The following is a 19,159-nucleotide window of genomic DNA, read 5'->3' on the forward strand; positions in this document are numbered from 1 at the left end:
TCTTGCTTCTCTCCATTGCCTTCAACCTTCCGCCTCTTTACCCTCTACCTTTCTACAGGCTTACTCCCCGTTTCCACGGGATAAAGTCGTCCTGCCCGTGCCGTACGGCAGCAACTTCAATTTCGCCGCTGGCTACTTTTACTACGTAATCCAGTATCCGTTCGCCGGCCTGCTCAATGGTTTCCTGTCCCTCGATAATAGTTCCGGTATTGATGTCGATGATGTCTCTCATCCGGTTAAACAGCGCTGTGTTGCTGGCTATTTTTACAACCGGCGTTACCGGGTTTCCGGTTGGTGTTCCCAGTCCGGTAGTGAACAGCACAATGGTTGCACCCGAACCTACTTCGGCAGTGGTTGATTCCACATCGTTGCCCGGCGTACACAGCAGGTTAAGACCGGGCTTGGTTACCTTTTCAGGATAATCGAGCACTTCTACCACCGGCGATGTTCCCGCTTTTTTTGCGGCTCCGGCCGATTTAATAGCATCGGTTATCAAACCATCTTTAATATTTCCCGGCGACGGATTCATATCGAATCCCGACCCGGCCGCTTCGGCACGCTGGCTGTATGTTTTCATTAACCCGGAAAAACGTTCGGCATCGTTCAGGTTAATGCAACGGTCGCTCAGGTTTTGCTCCACGCCGCAAAGTTCGGGAAATTCGGCCAATATTACCGAACCGCCCAGGGCCACCAACATATCCGAGGTATAGCCAATGGCCGGGTTGGCGGAAATGCCTGAAAAGCCATCAGACCCGCCACATTCCAGGCCGATACAGATTTTACTTAACGGAGCCGGTTTGCGCACATTCTGATTAGCTTGTATCAGTCCCGCGAATGTTTGCTTAATGGCCTGCGAAAGCATATCGGCTTCGGTGCCAACTTTTTGCTGTTCCAGGATATACAGGGGCTTGTCAAAGCTCGGCGACCGCTTTTGTATTTCTTCCAGTAAAATGGGTACTTGCGCATTCTGACAGCCTAAACTTAATACGGTAGCTCCAGCTACGTTGGGATGCGTAATGTACCCGGCCAGCAATCCGCATAAGGTTTGCGAATCCTGCCGTGTGCCGCCGCAACCGCCGGTATGATTCAGGAATTTTATACCGTCTACGTTGGGGAACAGACGTTCCTGCGGCGAACGGTTATCCTTATCCTGCTGTAAATCGGCATTAAGTATTTCTTCTACCTGCCTGCCTGAACGGTACAGGTTAATCAGTTCGCGGGCTTGTGCAGAATAGACCTTATTCCGGCCGTAACCTAAAGGTTCAACCAGCGCTTCCTGCAATACTTCGAGGTTGCGGTTTTCGCAAAATACCATCGGGATAACCAGCCAGTAATTGGCTGTACCTACGCTGCCATCGCTGCGGTGATAACCGTTAAAGGTACGGTTCTGCCAGGCAGATACATCGGGTTTATGCCAGTCGGTATGACGCTGACCGGTTGTAAATCCGCTGGCGGCATGTTTTACATTGGCCGTGGTTAATACACCGCCTTTCGGGATAAAATGCTGCGCTTTGCCAACCAGCACACCGTACATAATGATATCGCTGCCCGGCTCCAGGTCGTGCTGTGCAAATTTATGCTTGGCCCGCACGGCATCTGCCAGCACAAATTCTTCATCGTTATGGGTTACGGTTTCCCCGGCCTGCAAGTCGGTAAGGGCCACAATCACATTATCTGCCGGGTGAACTTTTACTGTTTTTTTGCTCATGATTGAACGATACTGTTTTTGAGATGTTGTAGAACGGGTAAAACGCCATTCCTGCTGATGCTTCTGAGCCGGGCTGCTACGGCCTGCTCAAAACCCGATAGCTGTGTCAGGTCTTCGCCCCACAACTGTTTGTTGGCAAGCACGGCAGATACCAGCTCGTTATCCGGATGTTTTTGCCATTGTTCATAGAAATAACCGGCGTAATCATCAGTTATGAGATAAGATAAGCCGTTAACAGAACCATAATATTTACCATGCTCGTGGCGCACTGGTTTTAAGAACAACAGGTATGCCGCAAAACCGGTCGCAATATGTTCCGGTACTGCTGAGCTCAGCTTATAATGATTTAACAAAACCGGGACTACCCGCATGCGCATTTTCATGGAATACTGCACGGTAATGGCCAGCCAGGCATGTTTTATTTCCTGGTTGCGGAAACGGTCGAGCACTTTTACGGAAAAGTCCCGGGCTTCTTCGGGCGATACGGCGTAAGGTATGGCCGGCGCTATCTCGTCAAGCATCAGGTGCGAAATAAACTGTTCCATATCCTCGTTATCCATCGCATTTTTCACGGTCTCAAATCCTGCAAGGAAAGCTAAACCGCAGCTCAGGGTATGCGTTCCGTTCAATAAGCGTAATTTCAATTCCCTGTAAATTTCAATATCGGGAGCAATAATCACACCCGCGTCGGCCTGTGCAAACGACAGTTTTTCTTTCACATGCTCATCGCCTTCAATGGCCCAGAGACGGTAAACTTCGGCCACAGCAATCAGGTTATCGGTATAACCGGCCTGTGCAAAAAACTCCCCGGCTGTTTCTTTATCCGGTTTACCGGGAACAATGCGGTCTACCAGCGAATCGCAAAACGTATTGCTGGCTTGCAGCCAACTGATAAAATCTTCTTCCAGTCTATTGAACCGGGCAAGCCGGACGACAATGTTACGTAATTTTTTACCGTTATCCGGAATCAATTCTGTTGGAACGATAATAAGCCCGGCATTTTTATCGCCGTTAAAGGCTTTAAAGCGATGGTATAATACTGCGGTGAGCTTACCTGGGAAGGAATCGGGTACGCCTTGTGTAATATCTTCTTCCACGTATTGGATGCCAACCTCGGTGGTATTGGAAATCACAATTTCCAAATCCTTTGATGCGGCGATAGCCAGGATATCGTCCCATTGTTTGGTGGCGGTTATCACCCTGCTGATGGCCGAGCAGATAATATCTTCCTCAATTTTCTGACCGTTCTCAATTCCCCGGATGCACAGCGTGTACAGATTATCCTGGTTATCAAAATCGTCTGTAGAACCGTGATTGGTAGATTTCACCACCGCAATGCGCCCGTTAAAAATCCCCTGGCGATTGGCTTTGTCTATGAAATAAGCGGGCAGTCCGCGTAGAAGTACGCCGGTCCCGAACTGAAGTACTTTTTCGGGCAGGTGGAATAACGCCTCATCCGGTACGTTCACACCGGCGTTATCAATGTGTTTCAGGTTATCTTTAGAGAGAATCATACGGTCAAGTAAAAAGTAAAAATTCAAAAGTAAAAACCGGTAATGCGTTTGAAATCAGAAGTATAAAGATGAATTTTCGGGTCAGTTTATAGTTAACTTAACAATAGTTTCATTTATTTCGCATTGGTGGCCAGCCATTTCGGATAATCTTTATCGAATAGCTTTTGTGGCCAGGTGCCGTACCAGGCATATCCGGCCCGACGCTCGTTTTCTATTTCGGCGAGTGTTTCCTTAGGCTTGCTATCACGACCGACAAACTGTGGCTTGTTGGTATCAATATCATAAAATCGTGCCCAGGTAACGGAATTCGGGTCGGCAACTACAATGCCGTCTTTGCCTGTTGGCTGACTGGCATCTTTAATGATTTCAAATTTATATCCCGGTATTTTGGATTTTTCAAACCAGGCCATAGCGCTTTCTATAGATTTCTTTATTTCCGGTGACGGATTTTTTTGCCGCATTAAAAATTGCACAATTCCAACTGATTCGCCGCTGGCTATGGAAGGTAATTCAAAAGCTCGTGCTTTGGCCGGTTTCAGGGAGTCTTTATCGTATTGGGCACACCAGGCGGTTAACTTTCCATTAACAGCAATTTGCGTTTTTAATATGCAGTCAATGCCTTTGGCTACCGCGGCTTTGGCTTTGGGGACAAATGCCGGATTGACCACATCATAATCGTGCTTTTTATCTACAATATCCTGTAGGATATTGAGCACATTAATCATGGCATTATCGTTATAGGTTATTTCCGAACGGTATAAATGTTTATCGGGATAGAACTGCGGCCAGCCGCCATTATCATACTGGGCATTTAAAATGTAATTGATGCCTTTTTCGGCAGCAGCAAGGTAATTTTTGTTGCCGGTTTTCTTATAAGCTGTTACCAGGTAATTAATTTCACGACTGGTGGCCTTGTTGTCGAAAGTGGCATCTTCATGTAGTGAGTCGGCTTTGATGGCTTGCTTTTCATCCGCGGTAAGCGGCTTGTTATAATCAACTTTAATATTGTTCACCGCTTTAGGCCATCCACCTACGCTACGCTGATAAACCAGCATGTTCTCGGCTATGGGGTCTGTGGTTTGGGCATAGCTGAATTGGGCTGCCATCAGGCAGATTAACAGGACTACGGGTTTAAAAAATGTACTGCACATATTATTCATTACTTTTTTGTTGGTATTTGCCCGATAAGCCAGTTAACCAGGTCTGTTGCGGCAGCAAAATTCTGGTATTGTGCGGGCAGCTTGCGTCCGTCTAAATACTCGTTATAAAACCAGGGGTCGCCTACGGCAAAAACGGTTCCTTTGCCATATTTTGCAGTTGCTATAATTACATCGCTACCATCGGTTAAACGGGCAGTTGCAGGCTGTTTAATGTTAAGGGTCGAGATTTCTTTGATGTATATTTTTTTAGCGGTTTTGAAAATGGCATTACCTGCCGGGATGGAAATGGCTCCCTGCTCAAAATTCCGACCTTCTACTTTATTGCGGCTATCTTCATTGAAATGGATACCGAACAGTTCGGGTAACTGGTTGAAGTTTTTAAACTCACAGTTGCCTGCATCATTCATGAACAATACCAATACACCGCCAGCCTTTACCCACTGACTGATTTGTTGAGCGTATGCCGGTGTCATATAATTTGGCTTTTCGGTTTCCTTTTCAGTATCAGGGTCAACAATGATATAAATGTCGCTTCCTTTCAGGTTTGTTGCGGTGGGCGCTTCATGAAGCGTAGCCAGCTTTAAGCCACGGTTTTGGAAAATGCTTCCAAATAATGAGAACCCGTTGTTATCGTCCTCATTCCAGATATAATGAAACGGAACTTTTTCGCCGGAAGGGCCTTTGGTATATTCGTTATTGAAAAAGTTATCCAGCAAAACGGTTTTTCCCTTGCCGGTTTTCGGGATGGCGGCCAGCTCCATTTCGTTAGCGGCCAGCAGGAATGCACCTACGCCCTTAGGGTCGTTGGTAATTACCTTTTCGCTGATATAATATTCGTAGCTGCCGTCCCGGTAAGGTTTACCGCCTAAACCCGACACACTCACCGTTCCGTTCAGGTTTACCCGGTTTTGCCCGGCAGAAACAATGAACTCCTTTTTCAGACCCTCATACCCTTTTTTTGCAGCCGCGAGATACGTTTGCGGCAAATAACCCATTCGCAGGCCCTTGGCAAAACCATACACAAACATGCTGGATGCCGAAGCTTCCAGGTAATTGCCTTTTGCCGTTTGTTTGTCTAAAATATCATACCACACGCCAGATTTGGCATCCTGGTATTTTAAGGCGGCTGCCGCCGTACGGTTCAGGATAGCTAATAATTCAGCCCTTTTCGGGTGATTTGCCGGGAAATAATCCAGCACATCTACCAGCGCCATGATATACCAGCCCATAGCCCGTGCCCAGAAATTAGGCGAAGCTCCGGTTGTTTTATTGGCCCACTGCTGCGCCTTTGATTCATCCCAGCCGTGGTATAACAAACCCGTTTTTGCATCGCGGGCATGCTTTTCCATGTAAATAAACTGGTTGGCAATGTCGTTAAAAGCATCGGGCTTATTCATCAGGGCAGCATATTCCGTGTAAAAAGGTTCGCCCATGTACAGGCCGTCCAGCCACATCTGGTAGGGATAAATTTTCTTATGCCAGAAACCGCCTTCGTTGGTTCGGGGCTGCTTTTGCAGCTGTTCCCACAACTGATTGGCGGCTTTGAGATATTTTTGTTTGCCGGTAACCTTGTAAAGCAGCAACAAAGTGCGTCCGTTCTTTACATTGTCAATGTTAAAAGCCGTGGGCTTGTAAGTAGCGATATTTCCGTCGTTATCTACAAAATAATCCATGCTTTTCTGGATGTAGTTGAAATAACGTCCGTCGCCGGTTTTTCGCCATAAGGCGGCGATACCTTCTAAGACCACACCCTGGTCGTACGTCCATTTTTCAGGTTTTGGAGCCACCCCGGCAGTATCTTTCCACAAAGTTTCCATCGCGGTAGCTGCCATTTGCTCTGATAATGGGAGTGTTTGTGTGCTGCCCTGGCTGCATGCTGAGCCTATCAGCACGAACAGTAAGCCTATATATTGAACGGTCTTATTCATTATTTGCTGATTTTTATGGCTGAAGTTTTAGCACCTTCGGCGATGTTATACACTTTGGCCGCACCTGAAACATCGGTACTGTTCACTTTTATTCCTGCCGATTTTTCGCCCGTAACAGTAAACAGCAGTGCGGTTTTTTCAGGATACGTTAACTGGCTGAACGTGATATTGCTGCTGTTTTGAAGTGTTATCACCGGGTTGACATCGCCTGAAGCGATATGTACGTTTTTAAAACTGATGCCGTTGGCTTCAATACATTCAATACCTTTTTTAGCCTGGATGGTCATGTTCTCAAAAGCGATATTTTTAATGTTCATTTCGGGCAGGCCGCGTACAAATACGGCTTTTGATGCACCGTTACAGGCAATATCGCGGATATAGAAATTGCGGAACTGCGGCGTGGCTTCGGTAACGGGATAAGTAATTGTTTTCGGGGCTTCGCGTTTTTCGCCGGCCAGCGGAACAGGGTCTACCGCGGCGTAATACATATCAAACAGGATGGCTTCGCCGGCAATTTCACTCATATTGATACGGTTAATATAAATATCTTCCACTACACCACCGCGACCGCGGGTTGTTTTAAAGCGAAGACCGATATCGGTTCCGATAAATGAACAATCATACACGTGGATATTGCGTGCCCCACCAGACATTTCACTGCCGATAACAAATCCGCCGTGAGCGTGATAAACCACGTTGTTGCGTACAATCACATTCTCGGTAGGCATGCCGCGTTTGCGTCCGGCCTCGTCGCGACCTGATTTGATGCAGATGCCATCATCGCCTACATCAAACGTGCTGTTTTCTATCAGCACATTTTTGCACGATTCCACATCCACGCCGTCGCCGTTTTGAGCGTACCAGGGATTTTTGGCGTAAATGTTACGCAGCGTTAAATCTTCGCACATTAACGGATGCAGGCACCAGGCCGGCGAGTTCTGAAAAGTAACGCCCTCCAGAAGTACTTTTTTACAGTTGGTCAGCACCAGCAGGTTGGGCCGAAGAAAATCTTTGATTTCCGCATAATCGGCCAGTGTTTTCCCAGGCGCAATAACACCAGCATTTTTTGTTTTCGAACCTTTAAATGCACTTTCTGACGGATACCAGGTCTTTTTATCTTCGCTTACCATACCGCCCGAAGCCACCAGTCTTTTCCATTGCGATTCTGTAAGCTTATCTTTTTTCACCATACGCCAGGCATCGCCGCCGCCGTCAATAATACCGCTGCCGGTAATGGCAATGTTTTCCAGGTTAGCTCCCGAAATAGGTGATTGATTCCTAACCGCCGGCTGTCCTTCCCAGTTGCCTTCTACCAGCTTATACTGCGAAAAATCTTTGGTAAACAGTAAAATAGCATCGCGTTGAACGTGCAGGTTAACGTTGCTTTTCAGCTCGATAGGGCCGGTTAGCCACAAGCCTTGCGGCACAAGCACAACACCGCCGCCTTTGCTGCTGCAATCGGCAATGGCCCGGTTAATGTTTTGGCTGTTCAGAAAAAGGCCGTCGCCTTTGGCGCCGTAGCTTACAATGTTAAAGGTATCTTTTTTAAATACCGGTTCGGCAATAACGGGTAACGCCGGTTTATCTTCGGCCCGGGCCGGCAAAAACAGACCGCAGCTTAACAGCGCAGCCGGCAAAAACCATTGTAACAGATATGTTCTAAAGCAGAAATTTTTCTCCATAACGAATAATCGATTGTTGGTTAATCGGGATAGTTTATAACAATTGTACAATCTTTAAATGTAATATGGGGAGTGTAAGCGGGTAAAAATTTACGCAAACGTTGCCGGGAACGTATCCGGAAAAATTCCGGCGCAAAATCGGAAGCTAAAAAAGGGAAATTACCGGCCGGATATTATTTTTTGAAAAGCAGTTGCAGAGGTGCATCGGTTCTGATAGTCCCGTCATCCGCTGTAGCCCTCATTGCAATCGGGGCTGCCGCTTCTGCCGGGTTTAGTTTTGTTAAAACAGTGCTGCTATGTTTAATAAACCCCGTAGGTATTGCATAACGCAGACAGCGTTTCGAACGCTGTCTGCGTTATGCTGGAGATTTATAATAGCTACTTCAATTCCAAGTCGCTTCTTACCGCATAGTGGTCAGAGAGCTTTTTACCGATAACCCGGTAATTCCTGATTGAAAACTGCGGCGATGCGAGGATATAGTCAATCTGGAAGTTAGGGAAATCGCCATTATAGGTAATGCCAAAACCGCTGCCTTTTTCCTGGAAAGCGTTCTGCATGCCGTCTTCCATATAATTTACGGCATACGAAACAGGGGTATCGTTAAAATCACCGCAAACCATTTTGGGAGCGTTCCATCCCGATGCGTGTTCCTTTAGAATGTGCACCTGCTCGCTTCGTTTAATAAACGCCTGCTTCAGCCGGCTGCCTATACGTTTTGACGATTTTACATTGGTGTTTATCTGCTTCACCTCGTTTAGATACTGGTAATCTTCCGGCTGAAAGTTAATGGATTGCAGATGCACACAATAAACGCGTACCAGTTTCTTTTTATACTTTACGTCGGCAAAAATAGCTTCGTTGCCCGAGCCGGTATTCGGGAAAGCGATATGTCCCTGGTTTATGATAGGATACCGGGATAAGATAGCCAGGCCCGTTTGCTCAAAATCATTACCATTGCTCGATTCAAAGTACAGGTAAGGCAGGCCGGTAGCTTCTTTCAATATCTTTTTAAAGTTGTAAACGCCTTTCTGCCGTGTAAAAAACTCCTGGATGCAGAGGATATCCGGTTTTTCATTGGCAATCAGGTCCAGCATTTGCTGCTTGGTAGCGGTATCGCGTTTAGCGTCAAACTTCTGGAAATAATGCACATTGTAGGTAAGCACCCGTATCATATTTTCGGATGATTTGGGAGCGTTGTTTCCTGTCTGGCTTCTGAAGCCAATGGTTTTGGTAATGTACGACCATCCAACCAATACACACAGTGCCGATATCAATGCGAATTTTGGTTTGCTGATAAGCCAGTAGAGTACAAAAAATACGTTGGCAAATAATAAAAAAGGATAAGCAAGCCCGAAAAAAGAAACCGGCCAGAATGTTTTGGGGTTAATTACCGGGGCCATATAAGCAAGCAGCAGCATGCCGGCTATCAATATATTGACGACCAGAACCGCTTTGGTAAAAAAGCCTGTTTTTTTGCCTTTTCTTTTAGGATTGGCTTTTCTTGCTGGCATTAAATAATTGCTCCTTTTCTTTTTTGCTCAGGCTATCGTATCCCGACTGGGATATCTTGTCTAATAACCTGTCTATCAGTTCCTGGTCGGGTATATCTTTATCGGTTTTAGGTGTATCCCGTTTAACGGGATGATTTTTTACAACCCTGAGCCTGGGTTTTTTCTCAAATAATTTACTCCAATCATTACCTTTTTGAAGCTGTTTAATAAATACGAAACCCAATATTGCGCCACCCAGATGGGCGAAACTTCCGCCAGGATTATCCAGTATACCGATAATATCTAAAACGATGTACACAATAGCCAGCCATTTTAAACGCACCGGGCCAATAAGCAGCAACATGATCGTATAATCGGGCAGCAGCGTGGCAGTAGCTACCACAATGGCCATCACACTGGCCGATGCTCCGATAAGCGGCGGCGACAGCGTGATATTATCGCTAAAAGCGGGTAACAGGTTAAAAGCTGCTATAAACAGCAGCGCTCCGGCCAGTCCTCCCGCAAGATATGTGAAGGTAAATTGCCGGCGGTTTAAAAAATCTTCAAAAATGCGGCCCATCCAGAACAGCCAGAGCATATTCCACAGGATATGGAAAAATTCGGCATGAGCAAACATATAGGTAAAAGGCGTCCAGAATTTATACAGCAGGTTAGGCAGGTATGGCGGCATAGAAACGTGAAGAACAATCCAGCTGGCTAATCCCCACTCTGCCCGGAATATAAACTCAAGAACCTGTATCAGCTTGATTACCAGGAAAAACAGGACGTTTATCCCGATGAATAAGTTTAACCTGCTGCCCGAGCGAAAGACCTTGTATTTTATTTCGTTAAAAACCGTATTGCTCATAAAAACCTGTCGTGACGTTTATAGCCCCATGCTTTGATCAATATAAATCCAAACAATGCACCTCCTAAATGCGCAAAATGTGCAACGGAATCTCCTGCATACTGCTTGATACCCAGATATAATTCCAGTAGAATATACAACGGAATAAAATACTTTGCTTTTATGGGTACCGGAAAAAATATTAAAAATAACTCCGTTTCCGGAAACAGCATTCCAAAGGCAATAAGTATGCCGAATATGGCTCCCGAAGCGCCAACCATCGGGCTTCGGTAGATTTCCTGGAGCTTTTCAAATTGTGCTTGTGTGATGCTGCCGGATATCTGGCCGCCTACATGTACGCTGCCAACTATACCGTAAACTTCTATTGCCTGTACCAGAAATTGTAGTGCCAGTGCGCCAAATCCGGTCAGCAGGTAGAAATTGAGAAAACGTTTGGGGCCCATTACATATTCCAGCGAAGAGCCAAACATGAACAGGGCAAACATATTGAGAAAAATGTGCCCGATGCTGCCATGCATAAACATATAGGTCACTATCTGCCAGATACGGAAAAAGGGTGAATCAGGGTAAAAAACGCCAAACCACTGTATCAGGGGCTGATTGTTGAAAACAAGGGTAGCAATAAAAAAGATGATGTTAATGATAATCAGGTTTTTTACTACGGTAGGAATATTGGCAAATGGTGACGTTTTGAATGAGTTCATGTAACTAATTTTCTCTGGTTCTATTTTTCAAATTTTTGCAAAAGCTCTTCTATGGTAAACGTTAAAATAACAGGTTTTCCCTGTAGCGATACATTGGGCATGGCACAAGCGAAAAGCTCATCGATAAGCAAAGTTCGTTCTTCGGCAACGAGCGGAGTACCGGCTTTAATGGCGGCGTTTTTTGCTAAGGTACGGGCCAGGTTATCGCGTTTATCCAGCTTTAATATCGCGTGATTATTTTTAAATCCTTCTATCAGGTGCTCCAATACTTCCGATTCGCTCAGATTTGAGCCGATATCGGCAGGAATACCTTCTACTACAACGGTATTACGTCCAAATTCGCGTATCTGGAAACCGAGCGCCTGTATATCGGGCAAGAGGTCTTTTAACAGCTCAAAATCGGCAGCGTTTAACGACACGGTTTGCGGAAACAAGCTTTGCTGACTGGCTCCCTGGCGGCTTTGCAATTGCTGCGAAAACCGCTCGTACAGGATGCGCTCATGTGCAGCCTGCTGGTCTATCAGCATAAAACCCGATTTTATCTGCGTAATTAAAAAGCGGTTATGCAGCTGGAAAATCTGTTTTTCGGCCGGCTTTTGTACATCGGCCTGCTGCACAGCCTCGTTGCCGGGCAAATCCATTTGTTGCTGCTGGGGTTCGTTAGTGTCTGAACGCACAATATCGTATAGCGATCCCCAATTCTTTGCAGTCGCCGGTCGTTCGTACATTTTGGGAAGGGATTCCCGGCCAGAACGTGTTTCCTCGGTTTTAAACGGGTTAAAATCCGGGTTAAACGCTACTTTGGGCTGTACAATTTCTTCCATCGGTTTCTGGCTTATCAGGTGATTGAAGCCGGTTTCCTGGTCAAAATCAAGCGTTGGTGTAATGTTGTATCGCCCCAGCGAACGTTTTACCGCCGACCGTATAATGGCGTATATTGATTTTTCATCCTGGTACTTAATCTCGGTTTTGGTTGGATGTACGTTGATGTCGATTTTGGCGGGGTCAATATCTATAAACAATACATAAAGCGGGTAGCTGTCATCGGGCAGAATTTCGCTGTATGCTGTTATTACGGCATGGTTAAGGTAGGGGTCCTTAATAAAGCGGTTGTTTACAAAGAAGAACTGTTCGCCGCGGGTTTTCTTGGCAAATTCGGGCTTGCCTACAAAACCGCTAAGCCGGATAATGGTCGTATCTTCTTCTACGGGAACAAGCCTTTGGTTGTAATTATTTCCAAACAGGTGTACAATGCGTTGTTTGAGTCCCCCCGAAGGCAGGTGATACAATTCGTTACCATCGTGATGCAGGCTAAAAAATATACCGGGATTTGCCAACGCTGTCCGCTGAAATTCATCTACAATATGACGCATCTCTACCGGGTTCCCTTTTAAGAAATTCCTACGGGCAGGTGTATTGTAAAACAGGTTTTTGATGCTGATACTGGTTCCGGCAGGTGCGGCAACGGCTTCCTGGCTAATTACTTCGGAACCTTCAATGCATATACAGTTTCCCAGCTCATCCTCATGCCTGCGGGTTTTAAGCTCCACCTGTGCTATGGCGGCTATAGATGCCATGGCTTCGCCCCTGAAACCCATCGTACGTATGGCAAAAAGGTCTTCGGCTTTACGGATTTTTGATGTGGCGTGTCGCTCAAAGCACATGCGGGCATCGGTAACGCTCATGCCGCAGCCGTTATCAATTACCTGGATTAACGATTTCCCGGCATCTTTAACGATAAGCTGTATCTTATCGGCTCCGGCGTCTATTGCATTCTCTATGAGCTCTTTCACTGCCGAGGCGGGGCGTTGTATAACCTCGCCTGCAGCAATCTGATTCGCAACAGCGTCTGGGAGTAATTGTATAATGTCTGGCATAGCTAAGCAAAATTAGCTAAAATTTACCATTAAGCTCTTTTTTGAAAAATATGTAATTTTTGTAAAACTTATAAAAGACAGATTTATTTTTTGAAAATTTTATTTGGATATAGGAATGTTTAATATGAAAAAAATAACAAAAGTGCTTTTTGAATTAACAGTGTTAAAATTAAGTAAAGCCAATTTAAAGTCAGGGATTTGCAAAATTCAAATAACTCTTATACCTTGAATAAAATTTCACCACCAAAACCAAAACGCAACTTTTAGGAAAGGGAAAGTTGCAGAACACCAAAGCCTTACTCTGTGTAAGGAGAGCGGTGTAGCCGAAGACCGGCAAAACAAAAAAATATTTAGCAGCTATGGCTGCACGATGGGACTATTCAAACTAACCTTACTGCCCGGTACGCCGGGCAGTTGTTTTTTATAGCGGGTTGGGGACCAGCCGGTTGCATTAAAATCAAAAAATGTAATAATTCACTGTATTATTGTAAGTAAACAACGAAGGGAATAGCTTATTTATATTGTTTCCAGTTGATTGTACGCTGATTTGATAGTGGCATTTTCATCTACTGTATTTTTGAGTTCTATAACCACTAATGGCAAACCGTTGATAAACAAAATCAAATCAGGTCGCTTGTTTTTGGTTGCCTTCTATATATTTTTTTCGCCTGGTATCTTGTGAAAGGGCAGGATTGAGTTTGTCAATAGTATCATGTAAACGAGTGGTCAGCACCACTTCATTGTACGGCCTTCAGGGTGGTTGCCATCAGGAGATATATTTAGTCCGTTCAGGTATTCATATCCTAAACTTTTTAAATAATCCAAGGCGATTTCTTCTATTTCGTTTTCGGTGATGCTGTTTCTCATTTTTGTTGTTTAGTCACATTACAATTATATAAAAAAAATTGATATTCAGTGTCTTATGTGAGTTTGGCAGCCTTCAGTCACATAACCATCACATAAGATTTCAGAACCAGAAAGGGACATATTTTGCGTATTTTTTCGATTTATTTTCTGTATCATAATCTTTAATTAGACCTGCCTGAATGGTTTCAGAAATAATACGTGAAGCCATAGAATAGTTTTGTTCATCAATCCCAAACCTTTCTCTTTGGTAATTTCTATCCGATTGCTAAAAATCTCTACCATTGGCGAACTACCTTTGACGGCAAAATCCTGATGTATGATCGCATTAGCAACCAATTCACGGATAGCTAAAAGCGGATATAACGAAACTCTTTTCCGCAATGCCCTGTCTATTATTTCGTTCTAAGTATACCCCTAAAGTTAATAAACTTTATTACTTTCCCTACGTCCTAAAAACGGAGTTTAATTATGAAGGTTTGAATCAATTAAGTATATGTAATATTAGGAATTTTTCCATTTGTAGAACATAAAAAAGCCTCAACTATCGTTGAAGCTTTGCTAAGTAGCCCCGACGGGAATCGAACCCATATCTAAAGTTTAGGAAACTTCTATTCTATCCGTTGAACTACAGGGCCGGAATCAGGTCAGGTATTATTAAATTACCTCACCACGCTGCCTGCTTCAAATTTTTCGGCAGGCTGCACAAAAGTAAGTTTTCCTTCCGAATTTTCTGCCATCAAAATCATCCCCTGCGATAAAATGCCTTTTATCTCCCGTGGCTCCAGGTTGACCAGGATGCTTACCTGTTGCCCGACGATGGTTTCGGGAGCATAGTATTCAGCTATACCCGATACCACAGTACGTTGGTCTATCCCGGTATCAATAGTGAGTTTGAGCAGCTTTTTAGTTTTAGCTACCTTCTCAGCAGTCAAAATGGTTCCCACCCGGATGTCCATGCTGGTAAACTGCTCATAACTAATATTGGCCTTTGCCGGAGCTGTCGATTGACTTACTGCCGCAGCATTTGCCCGCTCTTTCAGCTTGTTAAGCTGAGCCTCGATGACGCTGTCTTCTACTTTTTCAAATAATAGTTCCGCTTGTCCCAGGCTATGACCATCTTCAAACCAAACCGGGGTATTATAATCTACGCTATCGCGGTTGATATGGAGCATCGCGAAAATCTTCTTTGCAGAAAATGGTAAAAAAGGCTGCATCAGCACGCCAAGATGTCCGATAATGTGCAGGCAATTTTGCAGCACTTCACGGGTTTGCTCCGGGTCAGTTTTATACAATTTCCAGGGTTCCTTCTCGGTCAGGTAACGATTGCCTAAACGGGCAACATCCATTACGGCCGCCAGCGCCTGCCTGAATTTGTATGAACCAATGCTTTCTTCAACTTCGGTATAAGCTTTAGCGATATCGCTCTTTACCAGTTCATCCGTTATATGCGCACTTGTACCCGAAACTTTACCCTCAAAATACTTATGCATCAGTACCATTACCCGGTTTACAAAATTCCCTAAAATGGCCACCAGCTCATTGTTTACCCGAGCCTGGTAATCTTTCCAGGTAAACTCACTATCAGAAGTTTCGGGAAGGATAGAAGTCAGCACATAGCGCAGCTCATCCTGCTTGCCCGGAAAATCCTGCAAATACTCATGCAGCCAAACAGCATGGTTCCGCGATGTGGAAAGCTTCTCGCCCTCCAGGTTTAGAAACTCGTTAGCCGGTATATTCTCGGGGAGGATATAGTCGCCATGCGCATGTAAAATCGACGGGAACGTAATGCAATGGAAAACAATGTTGTCTTTACCGATAAAATGAATCAGGCAGGAATTATCGGCCTCGTTGGGTTGCTTCTTCCAGTATTTTTCCCAATCCTTACCCTTATCCAGCGCCCATTGCTTGGTAGATGAGATATAGCCGATAGGCGCATCGAGCCACACGTATAATTTTTTACCCTTGGCCTCGTCCAGCGGAACATCTACTCCCCAATCCAAATCGCGGGTCATGGAACGGGCCTGCAAGCCTTGTTTCAGCCATGAGCTGCACTGCCCGTACACATTCGGCTTCAGCTTATCCTTTTTGCCTTCCAGCAACCATTTTTCCAGCCAGGGCTGATACTTATCTAACGGAAGATACCAGTGTTTGGTAGGGCGCAGTACCGGTGTTTTTCCGCTCAATGTGGATTTCGGGTTAATTAAATCGGTAGGATTTAACGATGTGCCGCATTTTTCGCACTGGTCGCCATAGGCATTTTCATTACCACAATGCGGACAGGTACCGGTAATGTAGCGGTCGGCCAGGAACTGGTCAAACTCCGCATCATAATATTGCTCCGAGAACTTCTCAACAAACTCACCTTTATGATACAGGTTCAGGAAAAACTCTTTAGACGTTTCGTGATGAATAGCGGCCGAAGTACGATGATAAAAATCAAAGGCAATACCAAACTCCTCAAAGCTGTTCTTTATCTGCTGATGATATTTATCAATGATCTGCTGCGGCGTTGTGCCCTCTTTTTTGGCTTTTATCGTGATAGCGGCGCCATGTTCATCCGAGCCGCATATATACACTACATCTTTACCTTTTAAACGCAGGTAACGCACAAAAATATCAGCCGGAATATAAGCGCCTGCCAGATGGCCGATATGCAGGGGGCCGTTGGCATAAGGCAAAGCCGAAGTGATGGTATATCGTTTATAAAGCTCCTGTTTCAATGTATATAAATTATCGTCCTAATATCAATTTTTATTCTTTTTTTGCTTCTGTAAATCTTTTACGTCGCTAATATCTATCAGCCTGGCACTTGATTGCTTATTGGTAATTAAATCGCCAAGACCGATATAATGTGCCTTAGTACCCTCCAATTCAATAGTAAGTTTTTTGGAATAGGCGTCCGGAAATTTTATACCATCAATACTTGTTAATATATCAATTCGCAAAGGCGGATACCCAATTTGATTTATCAGATTCTCCTTTAAAAAATCTTCTTTCCGGAACCCTAAAGAAGAAAATCCGAAGTCTTTTATAACCAATAACATTTTTTCGGCATTAGCATCAGAAATATCTATCCAAATATCAAGGTCTCCGGTATATCTGGGCTTACCATGAAATGCCATAGCATATCCGCCTACTATCAGATAATCAACTTCATATTTATTTAATAATTTTATAAAATCCTCGAAATCGGGAGATAATATCATTTTTTCATTTTTAACCGGACAATATGGCTCCTATCCATCCGCTCTCCCGGAGATAAGTTTTGATGTATAAGAAATGTTACAGCGGCAATCCTTTCTTGTGGAGATTTAGAAAGCCAATACTGCATGTCCTCAAAAGACTGATCATAATCTTTGAGATTTACTTTTTTGACCGTTCTGCTTATTTTTCTCTCCATTATAAAATGGCAATTATTATCTTGCAAAGATATTCAATTTGCCTCATTGAAGATTGAAATTAAAGATAAAAAATCAGATAAAGGATGATCGCTCCTCCATATCTAAAACAAGGCGATAAAATTGCCATCACCTGCCCGGCAAAAAAATTGCCCGGGCCTATTGATGCGGCAGTGGCCCTGTTACAATCATGGGATTTAGAAGTAGTGCTGGGTGAAACCGTAACCGCTTCGTATCATCAATATGCCGGAGATGACGAGCTGCGCACCCGTGATTTGCAGCGTTTCCTGAATGATACCTCCGTTAAAGCGATTATTGCGGCACGAGGCGGCTATGGCACCATCCGTATCATTGACCGCCTGGATTTCTCAACTTTTCAGAAACGCCCTAAATGGATTGCCGGTTTCAGCGATATTACCGTTCTGCATAGTCACATTCATGCCAATTTTTCTATACAAACCATCCACGGACAGATGCCGCTGAATGTTCCGGATGCGACTAAAGTTTCGCTGCATACCCTGCGTAAAGCCTTGTTTGGCGAAGAGCTTCATTATACCTGTAAGAGCAATAAGCTGAATAGAATTGGTAAAGCAACCGGACAACTCATCGGCGGCAATCTTACCTTGCTGATGATATTAGATGGCTCTGTTTCTGAAATGGATTTTACCGGCAAAATTTTGTTTATTGAAGATGTAGGCGAATACCTGTATTCCATTGACCGGATGCTCTGGCATTTAAAACGGGCGGGCAAGCTATCACAACTGGCCGGCTTGGTGGTAGGTGGATTTACCGCCTGCAAAGATAACGATGTTCCGTTTGGCTTAACAGCCGAAGAAATTATTGCCGAACATGTACAGGAATTTGATTTCCCGGTAGCCTTTCATTTCCCTGCCGGACATATTGATAATAACCATGCCCTGATATTCGGTAAAACGGTAACACTCCGGGTAGATGCCCGGAACGTATTGCTAACCTATTAAGCCTCTCCTTGTCTTGTTTCTTGCTTCTATGCTCTTGTTTCTGAATTAACCATCAGCCCCGTCACCTGCCAACCTTACTGGGCAGCATGTTAAACTTCTTCTTAAAAGCCGCGGTAAAATGGTGCTGGTTTTTGTAACCCACGGCTTCGGCAACCTCGCCAACGGTTTTTCCCTGTTGAAGCAGAGCATAAGCCTTTTCCATTCGCAGCTCAAACAGATATCCGAAAACCGTATTGCCAAATACACTTTTAAACCCTTTTTTCAGCTTAAAATCATTCAGTCCGCTTTTTCGGGCCAGCTCTATCAGCGAGCAGGGCGATTGTATATTTTGTTCGATAATACTTTTGGCAAGATATAATTTCTCAACATCATCGGCATCGGTAACACGCTGCTCTGCTTCCAGTCGCCCCAACTGTAACGATAGCAGCTCTAATACCTTTGCCTCCAGGAAAATGCGCCTGGCAGATGCCTGCTGACCGGCATTCAGTATGGCATGGATAATCTCCCGCGAACGCGAAGTGACCGGCCCGCTGTCTGCTACAAGCTCCAATAATATTTGGCCTTTGTCCGGCAGCTTTTTTAAATAGTTGTTAGCTAAGCAAACCCAAAAAACCTGTACCGGTTGCTTCATATAGAATTTCAGATCTAACGGACAGTCTGAAAAAGTATAATAACGGTCGTTCTTTAAAATAATATCCGGCTTACCTTCCGGCGATAAGGCCAGCGAACCTTCCAATACAAAAAGCATCAGCCAGCACACCTGTGTACACTGTGCAAGCCACCAGCTTTTTTGTTCAGGCTTAAACCGGCATCCGGTCAGGCAAACGCCATCAAACCATATCTCATTCACATCGATCTCACCGTTAATACCTTCCGTATTACGCTCTTCCAGGTATCCCTCACAGCTAAATGCTGCAGGATACTCCAGTTCCAAAAGCAGCGGGTTATCAATCGAGCCAAATGTCAGACGCATAGAAAATCC

13 protein-coding genes, 1 tRNA gene and 2 pseudogenes are annotated in these 19,159 nt (G+C 44.7%); 1 reads left to right on the forward strand and 15 read right to left on the reverse strand.

Annotation, left to right across the window (positions count from 1 at the left end; translation table 11 throughout):
- Positions 1 to 52: 52 nt before the first annotated feature.
- The 14 genes and pseudogenes from FW774_RS02430 to FW774_RS02495 all read right to left on the reverse strand — a co-directional run bounded on the left by FW774_RS02430 (position 53) and on the right by FW774_RS02495 (position 17,005).
- Positions 53 to 1,708: a UxaA family hydrolase gene (locus FW774_RS02430; RefSeq protein WP_149346559.1), complete on the reverse strand. Its 1,656-nt coding sequence runs from the start codon at positions 1,706 to 1,708 to the stop codon at positions 53 to 55.
- Positions 1,705 to 3,222 carry a tagaturonate reductase gene (locus FW774_RS02435; RefSeq protein WP_149346560.1) on the reverse strand — a complete coding sequence of 506 codons (1,518 nt, stop codon included), beginning with the start codon at positions 3,220 to 3,222 and terminating at the stop codon, positions 1,705 to 1,707. The genes FW774_RS02430 and FW774_RS02435 overlap by 4 nt, the downstream gene beginning before the upstream one ends.
- A gap of 113 nt (positions 3,223 to 3,335) precedes the next feature.
- Positions 3,336 to 4,328 carry a pectate lyase gene (gene pelA / locus FW774_RS02440; protein WP_242457678.1) on the reverse strand — a complete coding sequence of 331 codons (993 nt, stop codon included), beginning with the start codon at positions 4,326 to 4,328 and terminating at the stop codon, positions 3,336 to 3,338.
- A gap of 53 nt (positions 4,329 to 4,381) precedes the next feature.
- The gene (locus FW774_RS02445) at positions 4,382 to 6,310 is read right to left on the reverse strand and encodes a glycoside hydrolase family 88 protein (RefSeq protein WP_149346562.1); all 1,929 of its coding nucleotides are present in this window, start codon (positions 6,308 to 6,310) and stop codon (positions 4,382 to 4,384) included.
- Positions 6,310 to 7,992, reverse strand: coding sequence for a glycoside hydrolase family 28 protein (locus FW774_RS02450; protein WP_149346563.1), 1,683 nt, complete (start codon positions 7,990 to 7,992; stop codon positions 6,310 to 6,312). The genes FW774_RS02445 and FW774_RS02450 overlap by 1 nt, the downstream gene beginning before the upstream one ends.
- Positions 7,993 to 8,370: 378 nt before the next feature.
- On the reverse strand, positions 8,371 to 9,504 hold the full coding sequence (locus FW774_RS02455) for an endonuclease/exonuclease/phosphatase family protein (RefSeq protein ID WP_149346564.1): 1,134 nt from the start codon (positions 9,502 to 9,504) through the stop codon (positions 8,371 to 8,373).
- The gene (locus FW774_RS02460) at positions 9,479 to 10,351 is read right to left on the reverse strand and encodes a rhomboid family intramembrane serine protease (protein WP_149346565.1); all 873 of its coding nucleotides are present in this window, start codon (positions 10,349 to 10,351) and stop codon (positions 9,479 to 9,481) included. Before FW774_RS02460 ends, FW774_RS02455 begins: the two co-directional genes overlap by 26 nt.
- Positions 10,348 to 11,055: a rhomboid family intramembrane serine protease gene (locus tag FW774_RS02465; protein WP_149346566.1), complete on the reverse strand. Its 708-nt coding sequence runs from the start codon at positions 11,053 to 11,055 to the stop codon at positions 10,348 to 10,350. Before FW774_RS02465 ends, FW774_RS02460 begins: the two co-directional genes overlap by 4 nt.
- A gap of 20 nt (positions 11,056 to 11,075) precedes the next feature.
- Entirely contained in the window at positions 11,076 to 12,932 is a 1,857-nt protein-coding gene (mutL, locus tag FW774_RS02470) for a DNA mismatch repair endonuclease MutL (protein WP_149346567.1), read from the reverse strand.
- Between the two features lie 484 nt (positions 12,933 to 13,416).
- Positions 13,417 to 13,799: pseudogene (locus FW774_RS20830) on the reverse strand (type I restriction endonuclease); the annotation flags it as partial.
- A gap of 100 nt (positions 13,800 to 13,899) precedes the next feature.
- A pseudogene (locus FW774_RS02480) lies at positions 13,900 to 14,201 on the reverse strand (hypothetical protein); the annotation flags it as partial.
- A 161-nt stretch (positions 14,202 to 14,362) separates the two neighbouring features.
- A tRNA-Arg gene (locus FW774_RS02485) sits at positions 14,363 to 14,434 on the reverse strand.
- A gap of 24 nt (positions 14,435 to 14,458) precedes the next feature.
- Positions 14,459 to 16,519, reverse strand: a complete 2,061-nt coding sequence (gene metG / locus FW774_RS02490; RefSeq protein WP_149346568.1) for a methionine--tRNA ligase — start codon at positions 16,517 to 16,519, stop codon at positions 14,459 to 14,461.
- A gap of 24 nt (positions 16,520 to 16,543) precedes the next feature.
- Positions 16,544 to 17,005, reverse strand: a complete 462-nt coding sequence (locus tag FW774_RS02495) for a hypothetical protein (protein WP_242457679.1) — start codon at positions 17,003 to 17,005, stop codon at positions 16,544 to 16,546.
- 278 nt (positions 17,006 to 17,283) lie between these two features.
- On the opposite strand from FW774_RS02495, the gene FW774_RS02505 reads away from it, so the two are divergent.
- A complete protein-coding gene (locus tag FW774_RS02505; protein WP_149346570.1) occupies positions 17,284 to 18,177 on the forward strand; it encodes an LD-carboxypeptidase in 894 nt (297 codons plus the stop codon).
- A 61-nt stretch (positions 18,178 to 18,238) separates the two neighbouring features.
- Here FW774_RS02505 and FW774_RS02510 read toward each other — a convergent pair whose 3' ends face one another.
- Complete coding sequence (locus FW774_RS02510) at positions 18,239 to 19,150, reverse strand: helix-turn-helix transcriptional regulator (protein ID WP_187774784.1); 912 nt, start codon at positions 19,148 to 19,150, stop codon at positions 18,239 to 18,241.
- Positions 19,151 to 19,159 lie beyond the last annotated feature (9 nt).

Origin of the sequence: Pedobacter sp. BS3 (assembly GCF_008274585.1) — a bacterium.
Taxonomy (GTDB): domain Bacteria; phylum Bacteroidota; class Bacteroidia; order Sphingobacteriales; family Sphingobacteriaceae; genus Hufsiella_A.

What these genes read in the sequence shown, in the direction of transcription:
- FW774_RS02430 (WP_149346559.1), bottom strand. Translation starts at nt 1,708, where the DNA reads ATGAGCAAAAAAACAGTAAAAGTTCACCCGGCAGATAATGTGATTGTG.
- FW774_RS02435 (WP_149346560.1), bottom strand. Translation starts at nt 3,222, where the DNA reads ATGATTCTCTCTAAAGATAACCTGAAACACATTGATAACGCCGGTGTG.
- pelA (WP_242457678.1), bottom strand. Translation starts at nt 4,328, where the DNA reads ATGGCAGCCCAATTCAGCTATGCCCAAACCACAGACCCCATAGCCGAG.
- FW774_RS02445 (WP_149346562.1), bottom strand. Translation starts at nt 6,310, where the DNA reads ATGAATAAGACCGTTCAATATATAGGCTTACTGTTCGTGCTGATAGGC.
- FW774_RS02450 (WP_149346563.1), bottom strand. Translation starts at nt 7,992, where the DNA reads ATGGAGAAAAATTTCTGCTTTAGAACATATCTGTTACAATGGTTTTTG.
- FW774_RS02455 (WP_149346564.1), bottom strand. Translation starts at nt 9,504, where the DNA reads ATGCCAGCAAGAAAAGCCAATCCTAAAAGAAAAGGCAAAAAAACAGGC.
- FW774_RS02460 (WP_149346565.1), bottom strand. Translation starts at nt 10,351, where the DNA reads ATGAGCAATACGGTTTTTAACGAAATAAAATACAAGGTCTTTCGCTCG.
- FW774_RS02465 (WP_149346566.1), bottom strand. Translation starts at nt 11,055, where the DNA reads ATGAACTCATTCAAAACGTCACCATTTGCCAATATTCCTACCGTAGTA.
- mutL (WP_149346567.1), bottom strand. Translation starts at nt 12,932, where the DNA reads ATGCCAGACATTATACAATTACTCCCAGACGCTGTTGCGAATCAGATT.
- FW774_RS02495 (WP_242457679.1), bottom strand. Translation starts at nt 17,005, where the DNA reads ATGATATTATCTCCCGATTTCGAGGATTTTATAAAATTATTAAATAAA.
- FW774_RS02505 (WP_149346570.1), top strand. Translation starts at nt 17,284, where the DNA reads ATGATCGCTCCTCCATATCTAAAACAAGGCGATAAAATTGCCATCACC.
- FW774_RS02510 (WP_187774784.1), bottom strand. Translation starts at nt 19,150, where the DNA reads ATGCGTCTGACATTTGGCTCGATTGATAACCCGCTGCTTTTGGAACTG.